Origin of the sequence: Lacticaseibacillus paracasei subsp. paracasei (assembly GCF_000829035.1) — a bacterium.
Classification (GTDB): Bacteria; Bacillota; Bacilli; order Lactobacillales; family Lactobacillaceae; genus Lacticaseibacillus; species Lacticaseibacillus paracasei.
In genome coordinates this window covers 234,506-253,008 of the sequence record NZ_AP012541.1, presented here as the reverse complement: position 1 = coordinate 253,008, position 18,503 = coordinate 234,506, and the positions used below count along the sequence as shown (strand labels likewise).

Below are 18,503 nucleotides of genomic sequence, written 5' to 3'. Positions count from 1 at the left end.
TCGCGAGCGTTCGGCTTGTGGTAGACTGAAGTTATTCTGTTCCGGAAGGTGTCATTGTGAAAAATAACAGTCATTCCACCTTAAAAACGGTGCTCGAATTCCTTGTCCTTTTTGCCGTTATCTTCTTTGCCAGTCAACTACTGATGCGCTATGTGTTGAGCAAAGATGTGGTGCAAGGAACTTCGATGCAACCGACTTTGGAAAACGGCGATCGTTTGTATTCTATCCGCGTCAAAAAGCCTAAGCGAAACGATATCGTGGTTATTAATGCCCCTGATCGGCCTGGTTCTCTCTATATTAAACGTGTCATTGGCATGCCAGGTGACACCGTTAGTTCAAAAGATAATCAATTGTCAGTGAACGGCAAGAAGATTGCCGAACCATACTTGAACAAAAAGTTTGCCACCGACGAGATTAATAAATGGGCCAGTCAGCAGGGACTTGATGCTTCAACGATTAAATTCACCAATGACTTCAACATCAAAACCCTTTCCTCAACGAAATCCGCTAAGGTACCAGCCGGCAAATACTTCGTGATGGGTGATAATCGGCTAGTATCCCATGACAGCCGCGATTTTGGATTTGTTGATAAGTCAAAAATTCAATCAGTTGTTGTTTGGCGCTATTGGCCATTGAATCAGATGAAACTTTACTAGTCTGACAAAGCACTCAAAAGCACCGCCAGTCGTTAACCTTTTAATGGTTAGCGACTGGCGGTGCTTTTGGGTGAAACGTTGTTTGGTTGTCACTACCGGAGCTCATACATAAGTGACTCGAGCCTAAACGAGCTTGATTGATCTGCGGTCGTTTTCGCTTTTTGATGCTTGGCTTGCTGTCTATAACGCGCTCGCCATCGCAGAAACCTACACATAAGAACCTCGAACCTAAATGGCCATTTAGGTTCGAGGCCACCTATGCTCCGGTTTCTAAACGCGCTGGCTCGCGCTCACTGCGACTTTAAAACCTGCCGATCGATCAACCTGCGTAGTTTGGTTTGAATGGCCATCATCGTCATGCGATCACTGTCTTTAAATGCTTCGACGTAACTTGGCGGATCGGTGCTGATGCTGGCGGCTGGGTGGCCATCTAAATCGGTAATGTTGATAGTATCACCGTCAATCTTAGCCGTGAAGTAACTGCCCTCGAAACCTTCATCAAGCAACCACTGAGCCCAGTTTTGAATATTTTCAGCAATAGCCTGATCTAGCGGTACTTTATCTTTTAAGGCGGCTTGCCGAGCTTTCACTTCGGCAAGTGTCATATAGGCTTCAGTTTCCATCGTCTTTTGCCTCACCTTCAAAATGCTAATACCGATATACAATTCATTTTGTTGAGATCGCGGTCAGTATACCCCGTCTCGCAGCTGGCGACAACGATTCAGCTTTAGTCATGATTGAGCCGCTTGAGCCGCGATCTTGTAAGCGCGCCGATTTTCATAATAGTTAGCGTGAACCAATTGCAAGTATGGATTGATCGCCCAGTCAAATAAATGGAACGTGATGTTTTCCAGAAGATACCAACCGATCATGGAAACATACAGGCCGAGCAAATCGCCTTTGAAGCCGCGCATCAGTCGCCAAGAACCGATCAACGCCGATATCGAGGAAAAGCGCTGATTGGTTTCATGACCATCTTTAAAGACCCAAAAGGCCTGACGCCAGCCCAATGCAAGTAGTATTCCAGGAATCAAGAAAAATGACAGCCCCATCAACGTCAAGAAATACATAAAGATCCATAATGAGATGGCACCCCAGAACCACTGACCGTTAAATAGGCCTAGCAGCGCATGCAGTGGTTGAACTCGCTCTTTACGGCGTACAAGATCTAGCACGCCAAAATTGACCCCTTGAATCAGCATCGTATTGACCAAGCTTTGAATCGTATTCATACTTCCGGTACGATTGCCACTTTGCAGATAATTCTGGAATCCATCTGGATCAGTCAAAGCTTTGTCAATGCCGAATTTTTGAATTAAGGCGAAGACCATCAAGTACGTGATGATAGCGACAGCTGCCTGAATTAAACTCGGTAACAAATAAGCCAGCATCAAATCGCGCCGATTCGTGCCTTCTTTTAATTGCCCTTTTGCTTTTTGCTTAAGCTGGCGATAAGTCATTAAATGTTCTGTCAACGCCCGCGCCTCCAATGATCAATGTTCAATCTTAATTGCCTCTTTCTTAGTGACCTTTTCTGTTCGTCGTGCGACTCGTAAAACTTGATGAATCCGCCAAAGCGCATATAGCTGCTGCGGAACCGCACCGATGATCCCCAACGATTGGGTCGCTGAGTCTCGACGAACAACATGATGATAAGCTGGATGCCCGGTGTAAAGAAACCGGTGAGTGGCCATCACGTAAGTCGCCGTGAACAGTTCATCTTCCATAATTGTCATGCTTTCATCAAAACGTAGCCTTACTTGCTCGATGACATCACGTCGAAAAACTTTATTCCATAAATAACCGCGAATATAACCAATTGGATGAAGCATTTGCCGAATTAGGCCTTCCCGCGTGAGTTGCTTAGGCTTGCGTAAAGCCTCATGCACCGGTCGCGGGTCAGGATCATCCCGATAAAACGGCATCGCAATGAGATCCCAACCACGCGCCATCATGTCAACGGCGTGAGCAATAAAGTCCGGCTCGTACCAGTCATCGCCATCCATGAAAGCAACTAAATCGCCTTTGGCTAGGGCCAAGCCGCTGTTGCGTGCAGCCGAAACCCCATGATTCACCTGCTTCAGAATCGGTTGAATACGCGAATCCAGTTCTGCGAAATGCGCAATGATCTGCGGAGAATGATCTTTTGAGGCATCATCGATCACAATGATTTGCAAATGAGAATAAGTTTGTTCAATTAAGCTTTTCAAGCCGTGAGCCACATAGGCTTCAAGATTATAAACCGGCACAATGATGGTGACGAGTGGCTTTACCATGAACGCACCTCCTCACTCGTGCGAATCCCCGGATCATTTATTAGCTGTTGAATAGGTATCAATCCCTTTTTAGTCAAGCAGTTGTTAGTCGCCGAGCAGAAACTGGGTCTGTGGGGCAAACCATTGCTTGTGCGTCTGCGATAATTTTTTATCCGTAATAAGTGTGGTAATCTGGCCGAGTTCCAGCCCGCGATAAGGCGCTTCAATCTGAAACTTTTCGGTTTCAGAAACCACGACCACCCGGCGTGCTGATAACGCCGCCGCCTGCTTCACCTGAGCATCTTCCATATAGGAAAAGTAAACCCCATCTTCGGCAATAGCCGTTGCACCGATAAATGCCGCATCAAAGGCGATTCGGCGAAGTGTTTCAAGCATCGTTGGTTCAAAGAAGAAACGGGCGTGATGATCCAGTTTGCCACCAAAAAGATGTAAATTAACACGTTCTTCAACTGAAAGTGCGATCGCATTGTCTAAACTGTGCGTGTAAACTGTCACCGGTTGTCGAATGGACTGCGACAATTTTAATAAGGTTGTCGAATCATCAATGAAATAAACGCCGCCAGGTTTGATTAACGTCAATGCTGACTTAGCCATCTTTGTTTTCTGAGTTGAAAATCGTTTCAGCCGCGCGGAGTAGCTGGGAATCGTGTGACCAAAGCTAAGAGACACCAACCCGCCACGAGTTCGTCTCGCAACGCCTTGCGCATCAAGCGCAACAATATCTCGGCGTGCGGTATCTCGTGAAACACCAACCGCCTTCATAATATCCTCGATACTCAACTCGCTGCGTGCTGCCAACAGTTTTTTTATCTCTTCAAAACGTTTTTCCCGATACATTGCCACGAATTCGGCCTCCTTGACAGTTCAGCTTCATTATACCTGATTCTCAAAAGCACCGTTTAGGCCAGTCATTGAATTGTATCATGAACGATCAGAGTTAAAGTTTAGGCTCCCATAAATTTCCAAAAAATTCACAAATTGTGGTAGAAAATTGGCCAATATCACAGTAACTTCAAGGTCTCAACCCACTTTTTCGAGAAAAGTTCACTGATTGTTACGAAAAATTTTAACATTCCGTTTGTTACACGAACGTAACAATATTACTGAATTGAGTATATTTGTAATGATGTTGGTATTTTACTGACATACCACCCCTATATACTTCGTCTTGTGTTCTCGGGGGAACAAAACGACGACTATTCAAAATATTAGGAGTGAATATTTATCTTTACTAAGCAAATTAAATTATCTATCATCGCGTTACTCAGTGTCGCACCATTATTAGGGATGGCAAGTAACCATTCACAAAAGGTCGAAGCGATTGCCGATCACACCGATGCAGATAACGATAGTAGTCACGTAAACGCAAAGTCAATTGTGTTAAGCAATGAGGCTAAAGTTGAACAGGCGAATGCACATTCACTGATCAATCCTAAAAAAGAAATCACCTTCACAGTCGGCACGAATGATATTGCCGAAGCAGCACATCAGATTGCTGATCAAAAAGCTGCCGCTGCTAAAGCTGCCGAAGAACAAGCAGCTGCTGAACAGGCTGCAGCAGAACAAGCGGCTGCTGAACAGGCGGCTGCTGAAAAAGCACAACAGGAAGCACAACAAGCAGCTCAAAATGCTGCGGCAGCATCTGCTGCTTCAGCCGCTTCTGCTTCATCAAGCGCTGCTACAACAGTTTCGACAGAAACAACCACCAACAAAGGTACTTTCAAGTTAAGTTTCTATGATCCGTCCGTGCTTGGGTCTGGTTTGGGTTACGGCGGCGTTGCTGCTAACCTCTCCGTATTCCCGAAAGGTACCCGTCTGAAGATTACATTATCTGATGGCACTGTTTGGTATCGGACTGTTAATGATACTGGTAGTTTTGCAGCTGGCAACCCTAATCAATTGGATGTTGCAATGCCGAATTCACAGATTCCTTCAGCCGGAGTTTTGACTGCGACGGTTGAAGTCGTAGGTTAATAGATTGCTTTAACCCTTCGCATCAGTGCGGAGGGTTTTTGTTTGCGCAAATTTTGCTTAGAACCGTGTTGATTACTAAGGGACTACTTGATCTCGGAGATTTCAAAACGCGCAAACAGGCGCAGAAACCTGCTCATAAGGACCCCAAGCCTAAATGCCAAAGCCCGGCCATTTAGGCTTGAGGCAGCTTATGCTCTACTTTCGAAACGCGCAAACAGGCGCAGAAACCTGCTCATAAGGACCCCAAGCCTAAATGCCAAAGCCCGGCCATTTAGGCTTGAGGCAGCTTATGCTCTACTTTCGAAACGCGCAAACAGGCGCAGAAACCTGCTCATAAGGACCCCAAGCCTAAATGGCCAAGGCCCGGCCATTTAGGCTTGGGGCAGCTTATGCTCCGGTTTCTAAACGCGCCTGTTTGCGCTCTGAACTTTTTAGTTGACATCTGTCGTTTTTTTCGTAAAATAAACAACAATTCAACAAACGACTAAAAACGATGAGTAGAAGAGTACCTGAGTTGTCGGTGTCAGCGAGTCTCGGTTGGTGGGAAGAGACCTCTGGTAGCTTTGGGAAAGTAGTCTACGAGTTGCCGAGGTGACTTTGGAAGCTTCGGTTGGGATTGCGCCCATTATAGCAATCGTGTATCGCCAGGCAACTGGCCGTACACGGTAAGGCCGCTTACGGTGACGTAGCGGTAAATTAAGGTGGTACAGCGTGATTCGCGCCCTTAACAGTCTCGACTGTTAAGGGCTTTTCTTTTGGTTAATTAGCCAACTCCTTTGAAAACCTTCTTACAGTCAAGACGCTGTCGGCAATCGTTTTGATTAAATGGAGGGATATCAATGTCACCACAACCCACACTCACAAAGCGCCAGTATTTGACACTAGGGTCACTTTTGTTCGGTATGTTTTTTGGCGCTGGCAATCTGATTTTTCCGATCCACATGGGTCAACTGGCCGGTTCAGCTTGGCTACCAGCGGCAATTGGCTTTTTGCTGTCTGCTGTGTTGTTGCCGCTGCTGTCAATCATGGCGATCAGTCTAACCCGTGCGAGTAGTATGTACGATCTTGCTCGGCCGGCGGGACATAGCTTCGCATTGTTCTTTCTGCTGGCCACTCATGCGAGTCTAGGTCTGCTGATCGCGTCCCCGCGTACCGCTACTGTCACATACTCAATTGGCATTGCGCCGTTCTTAGGAAAAGGTCAACAACAAATCGGCCTTTTGATTTTCTCGTTTATTTTCTTTTTAACAACCTTCTTGCTTGCTCGCAACGAAAGTAAAATTACGACTTATATTGGCAAGCTGCTGAATCCGCTGTTGTTGATTTTGCTAGCAGTGATCTTCTTTTGGGCACTGGTCATCAAAGGTGATATTCGTGCGATAAGTTTTACCAGCAGCCCTAAGCTCATGAGCAGCAACTTGATTAACGGCTTTTTGCAAGGGTACAACACAATGGACGCACTGGCCGGGTTAGGCTTTGGTGTGACGATCATCACAGCCTTGAAACTCATGGGCTTGCACCAGGCATCCACTCGCGCCAAGGCTGTTGCGAAAGTAGGCTCCTTGGCAATGGGCTTGGAAGCTTTGATCTACATGCTCCTGATCTTGCTAGGAGCAATCAGTCTTGGCTTCTCTAAGCTCACAGCAAACGGTGGGACGGCGTTTAACCAGATCATGACACATTATACCGGTTTGATTGGCACGGCCTTGTTAGGCGCGATGACGCTGCTTGCCTGCTTAACCACCGCAATCGGTCTTGTGACATCCTTCTCGCAAGATCTCGGTCATCGTTTTCCAAAACTTGGTTATCACTTTTTCCTGCCAATGACGACAATTGGTGCTTTCCTGATTGCCAATTTCGGGTTGGATCAGATCATTGCCTATTCAACGCCAATTTTAATGCTGCTCTATCCGCTGGCAATTGCCTTAATCATGCTCGGCCTCATGCATCCTTGGATTGGAAAAAATACCCGAATCTATAAAACTACGGTTGCCTTCACGATGATCCCTGCGCTTTTAGATGCCATCCATGCCTTACCTGCTGGGCTAGCACAGCTACCGATTTTCAGTAGCATTCAACAATTCGCTACAACCTATATTCCTTGGTTCGGCATCGGGATGGATTTTGTGCCATTTCTGCTCATCGGCTTTCTTACCGGGTTCATCGCTGCTAAACTTAGCGGTCACAAGTTGGCCCCGGATCTGCCTGATCCAGATTAAAAACGTCTTGATTTCTCATCAGGTAAAAAATATTCAGTATAGTGCTTCACCATGACGCGCTCCCAGTCGCAGAAGCCTGAGCGCTCCTACTCGCGCTCACAAAAAAACAGCAGCCTTGGCAATGAAGCCAGAGTGCTGCTGTTTTTTTTGATCACGGTCCGGTTGTCGCACCATCGAGCGACACAGTGTAGACCGGATTGTTCGCTGTCCAATCAAATCCATTCGCATTGTTAATTTCATTTTGCTGAGTATTAAAATTACTTAGCGTCTTGCTTTCAAGCCCTAACTGCCCACGCAGCTCATTGGACATCTTTTGAAGCGTTTCGGTTGTCATCACCTGATAAGCAGCCTCATCAATATAAACGCCAATCCCTTTAAGCTGTTGACGATCAATGGTAGTTGCTGAAGCGCGATAATTTTGCGCAATTGCCATCATATCATCAAATGTTAGGTTGGTCCGCATGCTAGATGATAAGGAATCCATGACCTTTTGGTAATTTGTCAACGATTTGACCGATAAAAGGTGTTTAACGATTTGATTGATAACTTCCTGCTGACGTTTTTGTCGACCATAGTCGCCTTCAGGATCTTCGTCACGCATTCGGGCGTATGCCAATGCCATCCCGCCATCGAGATGCGCCTTTCCTTTTTTAAAGGTTTGGCCTCCGGTATTCCAGTCTGTCCAACTAAACGGAACATTGACATCCACACCGCCGACAGCATCAACGATTTTTGATAAGCCTGCCATATTGACCGTGACGTAATAATTAATCGGTACATCTAATAACTTTTCAACTGTTTTAATAGCTGCATCGGATTGGCCATACGCATACGCCGCATTAATCTTCTCGTATGTCGGCGAGTCGCTTCCAGTACCGACCATCTCTGCCAGCGTGTCACGAGGAATGCTGGTCATCGTTGTTTTCTTCTCTTTAGGATTGATTGTGACCAGCATCATGGTGTCAGATCGACCGGTATCTTTCCGACCAAAGGCTCCGGTATCGGTTCCTAATAGAAGAATACTGATCGGTTTTTTGCCATCGAGATCTGAGCTGACTGCCTTAGTACTAACTGGATCATACGTTTTCGCAACTGCTTTTTTTGCTTGAGAATAAAATCGAGCGGCATATCCACCGGCGAGAAAAAGGGCAACGAGAGCTATGATAGCCAATGCACGAAGAATCGGATGATGTCGTTTTGGTTTGCGTTTTAATGTTTGTTGATCTGAATCTGGTTGCTTGTCCATTCGAGCTTCACTCCACTTTTAGTTTCCAGAGTAGTTTAGCAGATAATTATGAAGAAAAAAGGGATTTACCTCAAATGCCGCCTCAATATGGTAACATTAAAGGAATATTAGAAATTGGAGCTGATTAGATGCAACATTTACCGGCACGCGCAGAAGTCCCTACTGAATTGACATGGGATCTCACGACCATTTATCCAGATGACAAGGCTTGGCAAGTTGACTTTGAAGCCGTTCGTCAGCAAGCAAAGGAAGCGGCAGCACTTAAGGGTACATTGGGCAAGTCGCCTGAAGCACTTGTCGCAGGTATCAAAGCCGTTCTCGCGGTGTTCAGACGCTTTGAAAAGGTTTATGTCTATTCCAGCTTGAAAAGTGATCAGGACACTGGTAATGCAGCGTATCAAGCCATGAATGCCAAAGCAGAAAGTCTGGCGGCTGATCTTGCCAGCCAATTAGCCTTCATGGATCCGGAAATTCTGGCGATTCCAGCCGATCAGTTGACCGCTTGGCGCGATACCGAAAGCCTCAAACCCTATGGTCACTTTATTGATGCCATCACTGTGAATCGCCAACACGTCCTGACCACAGTGGCTGAGTCATTAATTGCCAGTGCTGGGGATGCGCTGAATGCCAGTCATGCAACCTTTAATGTGTTGAACAACTCCGACCTGCAATTTGGCTTTGTTGAAAATGAAGACGGTGAGACCGTGCAACTCAGCAATGGTTTGTATGGTCAACTCATTCGGTCAACAAATCGCAAGCTGCGTAAAGACGCGTTTGAGGCTTTGCTGCGGGCATATGAAAGTCTTAAGAATACCTTTGCTCAAACATTAAGTGGCCAGATCAAAGCTCATAACTTCAATGCTTTAGCGCATCATTATCCCGATGCACGCGCTGCTGCAATGGCAAGTAACCACATCCCCGAAAGTGTCTACACAACACTGCTTGATCAAGTCAATGCTCACTTGCCATTACTACATCGCTATATTGCCTTACGTAAAAAGATCCTGAATGTCGATCAACTGCATATGTATGATATCTACACACCGCTGACCGGACGTCCGCCATTGAGTTTCACCCTCGATCAGGCAAAAGACGAAGCCTTAAAGGCATTGGCTCCGCTGGGAAATGATTATTTAGATCATATGCGGGAAATCTTTAATAATCGTTACATTGATGTCGTCGAAAATAAGGGCAAACGGTCCGGCGCTTATTCCGGTGGCGCGTATGACACCAATCCGTTCATTTTACTGAACTGGCACGATGCCGTTGATGAATTGTACACTTTGGTTCACGAAACTGGTCACAGTGTGCACAGCTGGTACACTCGTCATCACCAGCCTTACGTTTATGGCGACTACCCAATCTTCGTCGCAGAAATTGCCTCAACAACCAATGAAAATTTATTGACGGACTACTTCCTAAAAAACACCAATGATCCTAAAGTTCGGGCGTACATTTTGAATTACTATCTAGACGGCTTCAAAGGAACGGTCTTCCGTCAGGCTCAATTTGCCGACTTTGAACATTGGATTCATCAACAAGACCAGCATGGTGAACCATTGACGGCTACCAGCATGTCCTCCTATTATGCGGATCTCAATGCCCGTTATTACGGACCAGATGTTGCACGTGATCCTGAAATCGCCTTTGAATGGGCTCGTATTCCACATTTCTATTACAATTATTATGTTTACCAGTACGCAACTGGTTTTGCCGCTGCCTCGACTCTGGCCGCCGGCATCAGCGGTGGCGAACCAGAGGCGGTTTCCCGCTATATCGGCTACTTGAAATCTGGCAGTTCCAAGTATGCGATTGATACAATGAAAGCGGCCGGCGTTGATATGACCAAGCCAGATTATTTAGAAGCCGCCTTCTCACTATTTGAACAACGACTCGCTGAATTAGAAAAAATTTTGCAGAAAGGATGAGCAGTGTGAAACTTGGGTTTATTGGCACCGGTGTGATGGGCACCGGTATTATCAAGAACTTTTTAAAGAATGGCCAAGAAGTGGTCGTCTTTAACCGAACGCAGGCCCATGCACAGCCAGTCATTGAGGCTGGAGCTACTTGGGCCGAATCGCCGCACGCTGTTGCTGCGCAGTGCGACATTGTTCTCTCAATGGTCGGATTTCCGCAAGACGTCGAAACCATTTATTTTGGTAGCGATGGCATTTTAGCTGGGGCAAGAAAAGGGGCACTGCTCATTGACATGACAACCAGTACCCCCACTCTGGCGAAGAAAATTGCTGCTAAGGCTGCCGAGAAAGGCCTGCAAGCCGTTGATGCGCCGGTTTCTGGTGGTGATATCGGCGCCAAAAATGGCACGCTAACCATCATGGTCGGTGGTGACAAGACTTTGTTATCGCGATTGCAGCAACTTTTCGCGCCCATCGCCGCCTCAGTCAATTATTTTGGCCCGGCCGGCTCAGGGCAACATGCCAAAATGGCCAATCAAATCATGATCGCTGGCACTATGACCGGTCTTACCGAAATGCTTGTCTATGCTAAGGCTGCTGGCCTGGATCTTGACGAAACGCTTAAAGTGGTTGGCGGTGGTGCGGGTGCCAACTGGAGTCTCAGCAACTACGGACCACGTATCCTGCAAGGCGACTATACGCCGGGATTCTTTGCAAAACATTTTCTAAAAGATCTGCGCATTGCTTTGGATGAAGCCGATAACATGCACTTACAACTACCAGCCACGCAATTGGCCAAACAGCTGTATGAACAAATGGTTAATACTGGTAAGGGCAACCTCGGAACGCAAGGGTTGATTACGATGAACGACAGGTGGGATCAAGCATGACGACAATCGCCATTTTATCGGATATTCACGGCAATATGACGGCCTTTTCAGCGGTCATTCAGGATGCGAAGGCGCATCAGGCGGATGAATACTGGTTTCTAGGCGATCTGTTTTTACCCGGTCCAGGTTCTGATAAGTTATGGGCGACGTTGCACGAACTCAAACCCACACATATCGTTAAAGGCAACTGGGATGACGATTTATTCTGGGTACTGGATGGACCAGTTGATCTGTCACAGCCAACAGATGTTTACTTTAGTCGACTGGTTGCCTATCTGTGGCCTCACCTCACGGCTGAAAATCTGGCAACAATTCGAAATTGGCCGCTGCATGAAGTTTTCGAGCAAGATGGTTTGATCGTCAGTCTAGCACATAACCTTCCTGACAAAAATCATGGACATGCCTTATATCCTGATCAACCACAACTCAACTTTGACCAAATTGCCCCCGATTCGCAAATTGATCTAGCTGTTTATGGGCATACCCACCAACAGCTACTGCGCTATACCAGTAACGGTCAAGTCATCCTCAATCCAGGTTCTATTGGCCAAGCCTATTCACCCCGGCCACACCTGCAAACAACCACTTACGCCGACTATGCATTGCTGCAACTCAATGATGGTGCCATCACCGATCTTGATCTGCGGCAGGTGCCTTACGACGTGTCCGCAGAGTTATCACTAGCCAAGCAACAGCAGTTACCTTATCCTGAGGTTTACACGAAGTTACGCCACACTGGCGCCACCAGCACTCACAATGCTGCTTACCTCAAACAATTCGAACAGCGCCACGATTACCAACAGGAAGTTGCTGAATTTCTGCACAAATATCGCCATCAACACTACTAAGTCAAAAAGGACTCACAACACAACCGCTACTCAATACGGTTTGTGTTGCGAGTCCTTTTTCAATTGCTTAGTTTGTTCGGTGATGGTACCACAATGCCAAGAAATAAAAAAGAAATTCAATGGCAGCGATGAAAAACGTCACCGGCCAGTTCGTCAAAAAGCCTAAATACAAGCCGCTCCAAACCCCGATTAAAGCGGTAATGACGGAAATCACAATCATCTGCGGTAAAGTTCGACCCAAATACTTAGCGACATTAGGCGGTAAGGTCAGTAAGATAAAGACTAACAAACTTCCGACAATTTGTGCTCCAATCGAAACCGAAACAGCAAGGATAAGCAGAAAGTAAATGGAAATATATTTACTTTTCAATCCCTGTGCCGCTGAACCAACTGGATCGAACGAATCAAACGCGAGTCGCCGATAGCCAAAATACAACGTCACCAGCACGCCAGCCGCCAATGCTACCAGTTGCCAAACATCGGCGCGGGAGATCCCGATAATGCTCCCAAACAAAATGGTAGTTGCATAACTGGCATTGGCGCTGGAAAGTGACAAAAACAAAATCCCCAGGCCAATAAACAAACTAGAAACCGCGCTAATTGAGGCTTCTCGCCGCGATGCTTGAACGGACATACGGCCAACACTGATACTACTGATCGCTGTGAACAACAACATCCCGTCTAACGGTCTGATGCCAGCAAACACCGCAAATGCAGCGCCTGCAAACCCAACTTCAGAAAGTGTGTGGGCTAAGAACGACATGTTCCGCGCAACGACGAACACACCGACAATGCCTGTGGTAATGGCAATAAACGTACTTGCCATGAATGCATTTTGCATGAATGCATAAGCAAATAAATTCATGCGATCACCCCACGATTCTCGGCATCATTGCGTAATTCTTCTGGCATTGCTTTCAAATCCATTTGCGCTGTTGGCTTCATCTCATAACTTGACCCGGTCAGTAGTAAGTATTGTTGGGTGTACTTTTTGGCTAAGCTCAGATCATGCGTCACAAATAGCACCGTTAATTGCCGCGTTTGATTCAACTCCTGCACCAGATCCATCAACTCCTGCTTCGTGTTGACATCTAAGCTGGCCGTTGATTCATCCAGAATCAGAAAGTTAGGATCATCTAAAAGAGCTTGTGCCAGATAAGCCTTTTGTTTTTCGCCGCCACTCGCCATTCCAAGCCGCGTGTCAGCAATTTTACCAAGGTGAGTCGCTTTAATCACGGCATCCAAGGCAGCCTTCTCCTTACCCGTATGCCAGAAAAAGAGATGATCCAACTGCCGGAGTTGAATGAAACTGCGGATCGACAACGGAAATTCCGTATCAACATTCCGGAACTGGGGCACATAACCCAATCGAACCGGTGGCTGTTGCCGAAAGCGAATCGTTCCGGCTTGCGGTTTTAGTTGCGCCATTAGTAACCGAATTAAGGTTGTTTTGCCGACCCCGTTTGGACCGACAAGACTTGTCATTGAGCCCACATTCAACTGAAAACTCAGATCCTGATAAAGCTGTTGATCCCGAAAACCAAAACTGAGATGATTTACGGTCAAAATCGGTTCGCTCATAGCTGCCTCCCAATAGTAAACGGTAACGATTACGGTTTACTATTGTATCGAACTTTTCATGAAAAGGCCAGTTTTATTTGGATTCTTCTGCCTTAAACGGATTAGCCGTACTGAAATCCAGCCGAATTGTTTTCGGCTTATCTTTGACCACAAGGATATACCCATGACCCAAAAATGGCTTTTCGCCAGCATAGGTAAGCGGAAACTCTTGTGCTGGTGCAAGATTGCCTTGAATGATCATGGCATACATTTCATCATCGGTATAATCATCCGAAAATGCAATGGCGACTGGTGCTGTCACAATTTGCTTAGCCTTATTCATCACAGCGATCACATCAAAAATCTGATTGGTGACTTCTTTAGGGAAAACCTTAGCCACGTCTTCGGCAACGCGGCGTTTTTTAGTTGGTTCGTACATGTGTAAACGATCTCCATTTCTGTATTAGCGAATGGCGTAAGTTTATCATATTGTGGTCAGTCGGGCGAATCGAGATCATTTTAACCTTCGTGAATGCTGGCCGGTTTGACAGGAAAACGGTGACCGCGGTCTACTAAGTTGGGTCGGATAGTGCCAAACCATCAGTATCTCTAAGAACTTATCCATCCTCATTTCATCTTGAAACAGGACGGATTTACAATTCAAGTGCAACAAATTAGTCAAATAGAAAAGACTCATAGCCTGAGTCCTTGTAAAATGGAATCACCACAAGACCAACTACAAGGAGAACTCGACTATGAGTCCGTACACCCATCTTACCTTAAAAGACCGTGAATCGATACTGCTTGGTATCTCTACAGGCAAAACTCTTGATACCATCGCCAAAGAGATAGGTCGTTCCAAGAGTACAGTCAGCCGTGAAATTGCACGTAACGGCGGCTGGCGGAACTATTCGGCAGCCACCGCTCAGGACCGCTACCGGCGGGTTCGCTTGGCTAGCAGGCGTCCTCGGATCCTCGATCGACCGGGGACTCGTGACGCTGTCATTCGATATATCACGGTGCTACATTGGTCGCCTGAGCAGATTGCCGGTCGCTTGTCACTAGAAGGCAGTCCTATTCGCATCAGCTATTCGACTATCTACAGAGGTATCTACCTAGATAATCTCGGTGTTCCATTGAAGAGCCATGGTGCTCGCGGGCTACCAAGGCTGCTTCGACACCGAGGCAAGACGCGCAAAATCAAAGGCACCATAAATGAACGCCGGGGGCGCTTCAATGACGTGCCATCAATTCACGACCGACCCCGGTCGGCAGAAAATCGCAGCTGGTTTGGTCACTGGGAAGGCGATACAGTACGCGGTAAAACAGGACACTCTGCATTAGTAACATTAGTTGACCGTAAATCACGCTATCTGCTTTCGAAGCGAACGGCCAACGCAAAAGCTGACACTGTTAGAGACGTCATGATTGAGCTGCTTGGTGCCTTACCAGCTAACCGAGTAAGAACAGTGACTCCTGACCGTGGAAGGGAGTTTGCCCGGTACAGGGAGCTGGCAGAACGTCTGAATACAAAGGTCTTCTTTCCTGACCCACACGCGCCTCAACAACGAGGAACTAACGAAAACACCAACGGACTGATTAGAGAATACTTTCCCAAGAACACAGACCTAGACCTTCAGAGCGACCAGGAAATTGAGACTTACATTGAACAACTGAATAATCGACCACGCAAGGTCTTAGGCTGGAAGACGCCATCAGAAGTCTTCATGGGTAAAAAGTTGCACTTGAGTTGACAATTCGTCAGATAAAAAAAACCGGCATTGCCAGCTTTTTTTATTTCTTCACTTAAACCACCAAACTCAACAACAGCACCCCACCAAGTCCAACAACTGAAATAATGGTTTCTAACAACGTCCACGTCAACAAAGTCTGTTTAATGGTCAAATCAAAGTACTCACGAAACATCCAGAAACCGGCGTCATTAACGTGACTGGCAGCTAATGAACCCGCACCAATTGCCAGTACCATCAAAGCTGGCTGGATGCCAGCACTTTGCATGAGTGGCAGAACCAGTCCAGAGGCCGTCATGGCCGCAACAGTCGCGGATCCCAGTGCAATTCGTAAGACAACCGCAATCAGCCAACCCAAGATAAGTGGTGAAATGCCTGAGCCAACGAACAAATTTTTTACTGAGTCGCCGACGCCACCATCAATCAGGACTTGTTTGAAGGCACCGCCGCCACCAATGACGAGTAGTAACATCGCAATTGATTTCACAGCGTCCTCAAGGGTTGTCATAATGGCTTTGGCTGGCAGCTTGCGCGCATAGCCCATTGCCCACATAGCGAACAACAATGAAATCAGCATGGCGATACTTGGTGAACCAATGAATGCGATAACGTTATCAAGACCATTTGGTGTCTTTGGAAGTTTGCCACCATGAAATACCAATTCATAAACCGTGGCAATCGCCATCAAAATCACTGGGAAAAGTGATGTGAGAACGGAGATGCCAAAACTTGGTGTTTCCTCCAATTTAAAGGTTTTTTGCGGCCCCAATGCTTTCAAATTACCGCGCCTTTCAAAAGCATCTGGCGCAAAGCGATGCGCAAGTTTGGAAAACAACGGTCCGGCAATATAAACAGTCGGAATGGCGATGATCACGCCATAGGCCAAAACCAGACCAGCAGAAGCGCCTAATGCAGTCGAGATCGCCGTTGGAGCTGGATGTGGCGGCAAGAACCCATGGGTCACCGACAAAGCCGCTGCCATCGGGATACCAAGTGTCAGAATTGGAACGCCTGCTTCAGCCGCAATGGCGAAAACAATTGGAACCAGCAAGACAATCCCAACTTCAAAGAACAAAGCAATACCGATAATGAAAGATGCCAAAACAACGGCAAGTTGCAATCCGCGGCGACCAAAGGCATTGATGAGGGTATGCGCAATGCGGTAAGCTCCACCAGCATCAGCAACCAATCGACCAAGCATGGCACCGAAGCCGAAGACCAAGGCCAGCTCACCTAGTTGCGCGCCAATCCCATTTTGAATACTGGTTGCAATCTTGGCTGGCGCCATTCCCAAACCAAGGGCAACGACGACAGCTGTGATGATCAAGGAAACATACGTGTTGAACTTAAACTTGATGATAAGCACCAGCAAGAGCAGGATACCTAAGACCAGGACGAGTATATCCATTTCTATTCCCCCTAAATTTTACAGATTAAGAAATCGCTTACAATTTTATTTATGAAAAACGTTCATTGACGTTTTTCTCGAGACATGTCGTTTGATCTGTGTACCCAGTTGCTTCATTCTCGCTATTTTCCCATCGAACCAGCATATTCCGTCTTAGCACGGACAACAGGCGCAGTGCTGGCGACTAATCCTCAGCAGCTATATGGGCATTCGGATCTGGATGCGCCCGCTGATAGTCGGCAATTGCTTGATACTCGCTGCCAAGTTTACGCGTCAATCGAATCCAGATTGGCAACAACTCACGATAAGCTTGAAAATTGTCAGCATTGGGTTCATGGGTATTGGTGACACCAATCATATCTTTAACCACGTTCAAATCGTCAATCAGTCCCAGTGACTTCATTCCCAAAACAACTGCTCCCAAGGCTGAACTTTCAAAACTTTCCGGAATATTGACTTCCTGTTCAAAAACGTCAGCCAACATCTGGCGCCACAGTGCACTGCGCGCAAATCCGCCAGTAGCCTGGATGGCTTTTGGTTTGCCAGTAATACCTTCGATCATCAGCATCACCATATATAGGTTGTAAACGATCCCTTCCAGTGCTGCTCGCACCATATGCGCACGTGTATGCTGCCGGGTTAAGCCAAAGAAACTGCCACGAGCATTGGCATCCCAAATCGGTGCCCGCTCTCCGCCTAAATATGGATGGAAAAGTAAGCCATCAGCACCAGCGGGTATCTTGCTGGCAATTTCTGTCAGAATTTCATAGGAATCAACTTGCAGTTGCTCAGCTGTTAATTTCTCCGGTGCAAAAAGTTGATCACGAACCCAGCGGAAGACAATACCACCGTTGTTAACTGGACCGCCAACAACCCAGTGATTCGGTGACAGGTAGTAAGTGAACAGGCGCCCTTGCGGATCAACTACCGGCTTGTCAGTCACAACCCGTACTGCACCTGACGTACCAATGGTCACCGCCAAGACACCAGGATCAATCGCGCCAACGCCAAGGTTGCTCAATGTCCCATCACTGGCACCGAGAATGAAAGGCGTTTTAGCATCAATACCGGTCACCGCCGCATAGTTGGCATTTAATCCTGTCAACTGATAACTGGTGTCGACCAGTTCTGGCAATTGATCGCGCCGAACATTGGCAACATCAAGTGCACGGTCATCCCAATCCATGGTGTGAATATTAAAGAGCCCAGTTGCGTTAGCCAGCGAGTAATCCTGCACATATCGGCCAAAGAAGCGGAACAAAATAAAGTCTTTAATGCCAATAAAGTGGGAAGTCTGAGCGACCAATTCTGGATGTTCGGCACTCAACCAAAGCAATTTAACCAATGGGGACATCGGGTGCGTCGGCACACCTGTATTTTTAAACAGTGTCATCCCTAAATCGCTTTGCTTCAGCTTCGTTGCATAGGCTGCTGCTCGGTTATCAGCCCACGTGATGACGCGCGTCAGCGGCTTATCATTTTCGTCCATCAAAATCAGACTGTGCATCGCTGCGGAAAAGGAAACCCCGCCAAGTTCATCGGGTTGGACATTACCGCGATGCATCACTTCAGTTAAACCGCCAACTGTCGCTGCAAAAATCTCTTCCGGATCTTCCTCAGCCATGTCGGGCGTATCTTGATATAACGGGTAGGGATTATTGGCGGTTGCAATTGCGTGACCCTTGAGATCAAACAAAACGACCTTTGTGCTAGTAGTGCCCAGATCAACGCCAATCATATATTTGATTGCCATGCTTAT

General features: G+C 46.9%; 17 protein-coding genes. 7 read left to right on the top strand and 10 right to left on the bottom strand.

Translation table 11 applies throughout. The annotated features are described in order from the left end of the window. The first annotated feature begins 56 nt into the window (after positions 1-56). Complete coding sequence (gene lepB, locus LBPC_RS01265; protein ID WP_003563036.1) at positions 57-656, top strand: signal peptidase I; 600 nt, start codon at positions 57-59, stop codon at positions 654-656. A 290-nt stretch (positions 657-946) separates the two neighbouring features. Here the strand turns inward: lepB and LBPC_RS01260 are convergent, their stop codons facing one another. The 4 genes from LBPC_RS01260 to LBPC_RS01245 all read right to left on the bottom strand — a co-directional run bounded on the left by LBPC_RS01260 (position 947) and on the right by LBPC_RS01245 (position 3,775). Continuing rightward, positions 947-1,279: a hypothetical protein gene (locus LBPC_RS01260; protein WP_016365491.1), complete on the bottom strand. Its 333-nt coding sequence runs from the start codon at positions 1,277-1,279 to the stop codon at positions 947-949. A 108-nt stretch (positions 1,280-1,387) separates the two neighbouring features. Further along, positions 1,388-2,131: a DUF975 family protein gene (locus tag LBPC_RS01255; RefSeq protein ID WP_003577421.1), complete on the bottom strand. Its 744-nt coding sequence runs from the start codon at positions 2,129-2,131 to the stop codon at positions 1,388-1,390. A gap of 18 nt (positions 2,132-2,149) precedes the next feature. Then, on the bottom strand, positions 2,150-2,932 hold the full coding sequence (locus LBPC_RS01250) for a glycosyltransferase family 2 protein (RefSeq protein WP_003563028.1): 783 nt from the start codon (positions 2,930-2,932) through the stop codon (positions 2,150-2,152). An 84-nt stretch (positions 2,933-3,016) separates the two neighbouring features. Further along, on the bottom strand, positions 3,017-3,775 hold the full coding sequence (locus LBPC_RS01245) for a DeoR/GlpR family DNA-binding transcription regulator (protein WP_003563026.1): 759 nt from the start codon (positions 3,773-3,775) through the stop codon (positions 3,017-3,019). Positions 3,776-4,219: 444 nt separating this feature from the next. On the opposite strand from LBPC_RS01245, the gene LBPC_RS01240 reads away from it, so the two are divergent. Beyond that, positions 4,220-4,906, top strand: a complete 687-nt coding sequence (locus LBPC_RS01240; RefSeq protein WP_004562168.1) for a hypothetical protein — start codon at positions 4,220-4,222, stop codon at positions 4,904-4,906. Between the two features lie 839 nt (positions 4,907-5,745). Further along, a complete protein-coding gene (gene brnQ / locus LBPC_RS01235) occupies positions 5,746-7,125 on the top strand; it encodes a branched-chain amino acid transport system II carrier protein (RefSeq protein ID WP_003573173.1) in 1,380 nt (459 codons plus the stop codon). A 151-nt stretch (positions 7,126-7,276) separates the two neighbouring features. Here brnQ and LBPC_RS01230 read toward each other — a convergent pair whose 3' ends face one another. Beyond that, entirely contained in the window at positions 7,277-8,371 is a 1,095-nt protein-coding gene (locus tag LBPC_RS01230; RefSeq protein ID WP_041091344.1) for an LCP family protein, read from the bottom strand. Positions 8,372-8,499: 128 nt separating this feature from the next. Between LBPC_RS01230 and pepF the strand changes: the two genes are divergently transcribed. From pepF to LBPC_RS01215, 3 genes are read left to right on the top strand one after another with little or no spacing between them, the layout of a single operon-like run. Next, on the top strand, positions 8,500-10,299 hold the full coding sequence (gene pepF / locus LBPC_RS01225; RefSeq protein WP_004562162.1) for an oligoendopeptidase F: 1,800 nt from the start codon (positions 8,500-8,502) through the stop codon (positions 10,297-10,299). Further along, positions 10,296-11,177, top strand: coding sequence for an NAD(P)-dependent oxidoreductase (locus LBPC_RS01220; protein ID WP_004562160.1), 882 nt, complete (start codon positions 10,296-10,298; stop codon positions 11,175-11,177). Before pepF ends, LBPC_RS01220 begins: the two co-directional genes overlap by 4 nt. Then, positions 11,174-12,025 carry a metallophosphoesterase family protein gene (locus LBPC_RS01215; RefSeq protein ID WP_004562158.1) on the top strand — a complete coding sequence of 284 codons (852 nt, stop codon included), beginning with the start codon at positions 11,174-11,176 and terminating at the stop codon, positions 12,023-12,025. Before LBPC_RS01220 ends, LBPC_RS01215 begins: the two co-directional genes overlap by 4 nt. A 67-nt stretch (positions 12,026-12,092) precedes the next feature. Here LBPC_RS01215 and LBPC_RS01210 read toward each other — a convergent pair whose 3' ends face one another. The 3 genes from LBPC_RS01210 to LBPC_RS01200 form a co-directional block, all read right to left on the bottom strand. Next, complete coding sequence (locus tag LBPC_RS01210) at positions 12,093-12,890, bottom strand: metal ABC transporter permease (RefSeq protein ID WP_003563011.1); 798 nt, start codon at positions 12,888-12,890, stop codon at positions 12,093-12,095. Further along, the gene (locus tag LBPC_RS01205) at positions 12,887-13,606 is read right to left on the bottom strand and encodes a metal ABC transporter ATP-binding protein (protein WP_003563009.1); all 720 of its coding nucleotides are present in this window, start codon (positions 13,604-13,606) and stop codon (positions 12,887-12,889) included. Before LBPC_RS01205 ends, LBPC_RS01210 begins: the two co-directional genes overlap by 4 nt. Positions 13,607-13,679: 73 nt before the next feature. Beyond that, positions 13,680-14,024, bottom strand: coding sequence for a hypothetical protein (locus LBPC_RS01200; protein ID WP_003563007.1), 345 nt, complete (start codon positions 14,022-14,024; stop codon positions 13,680-13,682). Positions 14,025-14,340: 316 nt separating this feature from the next. On the opposite strand from LBPC_RS01200, the gene LBPC_RS01195 reads away from it, so the two are divergent. Beyond that, on the top strand, positions 14,341-15,339 hold the full coding sequence (locus LBPC_RS01195; RefSeq protein WP_016377049.1) for an IS30 family transposase: 999 nt from the start codon (positions 14,341-14,343) through the stop codon (positions 15,337-15,339). Between the two features lie 52 nt (positions 15,340-15,391). On the opposite strand, the gene LBPC_RS01190 is transcribed toward LBPC_RS01195, so the two are convergent. Both LBPC_RS01190 and gntK read right to left on the bottom strand, forming a co-directional pair. Further along, positions 15,392-16,744: a gluconate:H+ symporter gene (locus LBPC_RS01190; RefSeq protein ID WP_004562156.1), complete on the bottom strand. Its 1,353-nt coding sequence runs from the start codon at positions 16,742-16,744 to the stop codon at positions 15,392-15,394. Between the two features lie 184 nt (positions 16,745-16,928). Continuing rightward, on the bottom strand, positions 16,929-18,497 hold the full coding sequence (gene gntK, locus LBPC_RS01185) for a gluconokinase (RefSeq protein WP_003563002.1): 1,569 nt from the start codon (positions 18,495-18,497) through the stop codon (positions 16,929-16,931). Between the last annotated feature and the right edge of the window lie 6 nt (positions 18,498-18,503).

Excerpts from the sequence above, each read along its gene's own strand:
- LBPC_RS01260 (WP_016365491.1), bottom strand. The coding sequence starts at position 1,279 with ATGGAAACTGAAGCCTATATGACACTTGCCGAAGTGAAAGCTCGGCAA.
- LBPC_RS01250 (WP_003563028.1), bottom strand. The coding sequence starts at position 2,932 with ATGGTAAAGCCACTCGTCACCATCATTGTGCCGGTTTATAATCTTGAA.
- LBPC_RS01240 (WP_004562168.1), top strand. The coding sequence starts at position 4,220 with ATGGCAAGTAACCATTCACAAAAGGTCGAAGCGATTGCCGATCACACC.
- brnQ (WP_003573173.1), top strand. The coding sequence starts at position 5,746 with ATGTCACCACAACCCACACTCACAAAGCGCCAGTATTTGACACTAGGG.
- LBPC_RS01230 (WP_041091344.1), bottom strand. The coding sequence starts at position 8,371 with ATGGACAAGCAACCAGATTCAGATCAACAAACATTAAAACGCAAACCA.
- pepF (WP_004562162.1), top strand. The coding sequence starts at position 8,500 with ATGCAACATTTACCGGCACGCGCAGAAGTCCCTACTGAATTGACATGG.
- LBPC_RS01220 (WP_004562160.1), top strand. The coding sequence starts at position 10,296 with ATGAGCAGTGTGAAACTTGGGTTTATTGGCACCGGTGTGATGGGCACC.
- LBPC_RS01215 (WP_004562158.1), top strand. The coding sequence starts at position 11,174 with ATGACGACAATCGCCATTTTATCGGATATTCACGGCAATATGACGGCC.
- LBPC_RS01210 (WP_003563011.1), bottom strand. The coding sequence starts at position 12,890 with ATGAATTTATTTGCTTATGCATTCATGCAAAATGCATTCATGGCAAGT.
- LBPC_RS01205 (WP_003563009.1), bottom strand. The coding sequence starts at position 13,606 with ATGAGCGAACCGATTTTGACCGTAAATCATCTCAGTTTTGGTTTTCGG.
- LBPC_RS01200 (WP_003563007.1), bottom strand. The coding sequence starts at position 14,024 with ATGTACGAACCAACTAAAAAACGCCGCGTTGCCGAAGACGTGGCTAAG.
- LBPC_RS01195 (WP_016377049.1), top strand. The coding sequence starts at position 14,341 with ATGAGTCCGTACACCCATCTTACCTTAAAAGACCGTGAATCGATACTG.
- LBPC_RS01190 (WP_004562156.1), bottom strand. The coding sequence starts at position 16,744 with ATGGATATACTCGTCCTGGTCTTAGGTATCCTGCTCTTGCTGGTGCTT.
- gntK (WP_003563002.1), bottom strand. The coding sequence starts at position 18,497 with ATGGCAATCAAATATATGATTGGCGTTGATCTGGGCACTACTAGCACA.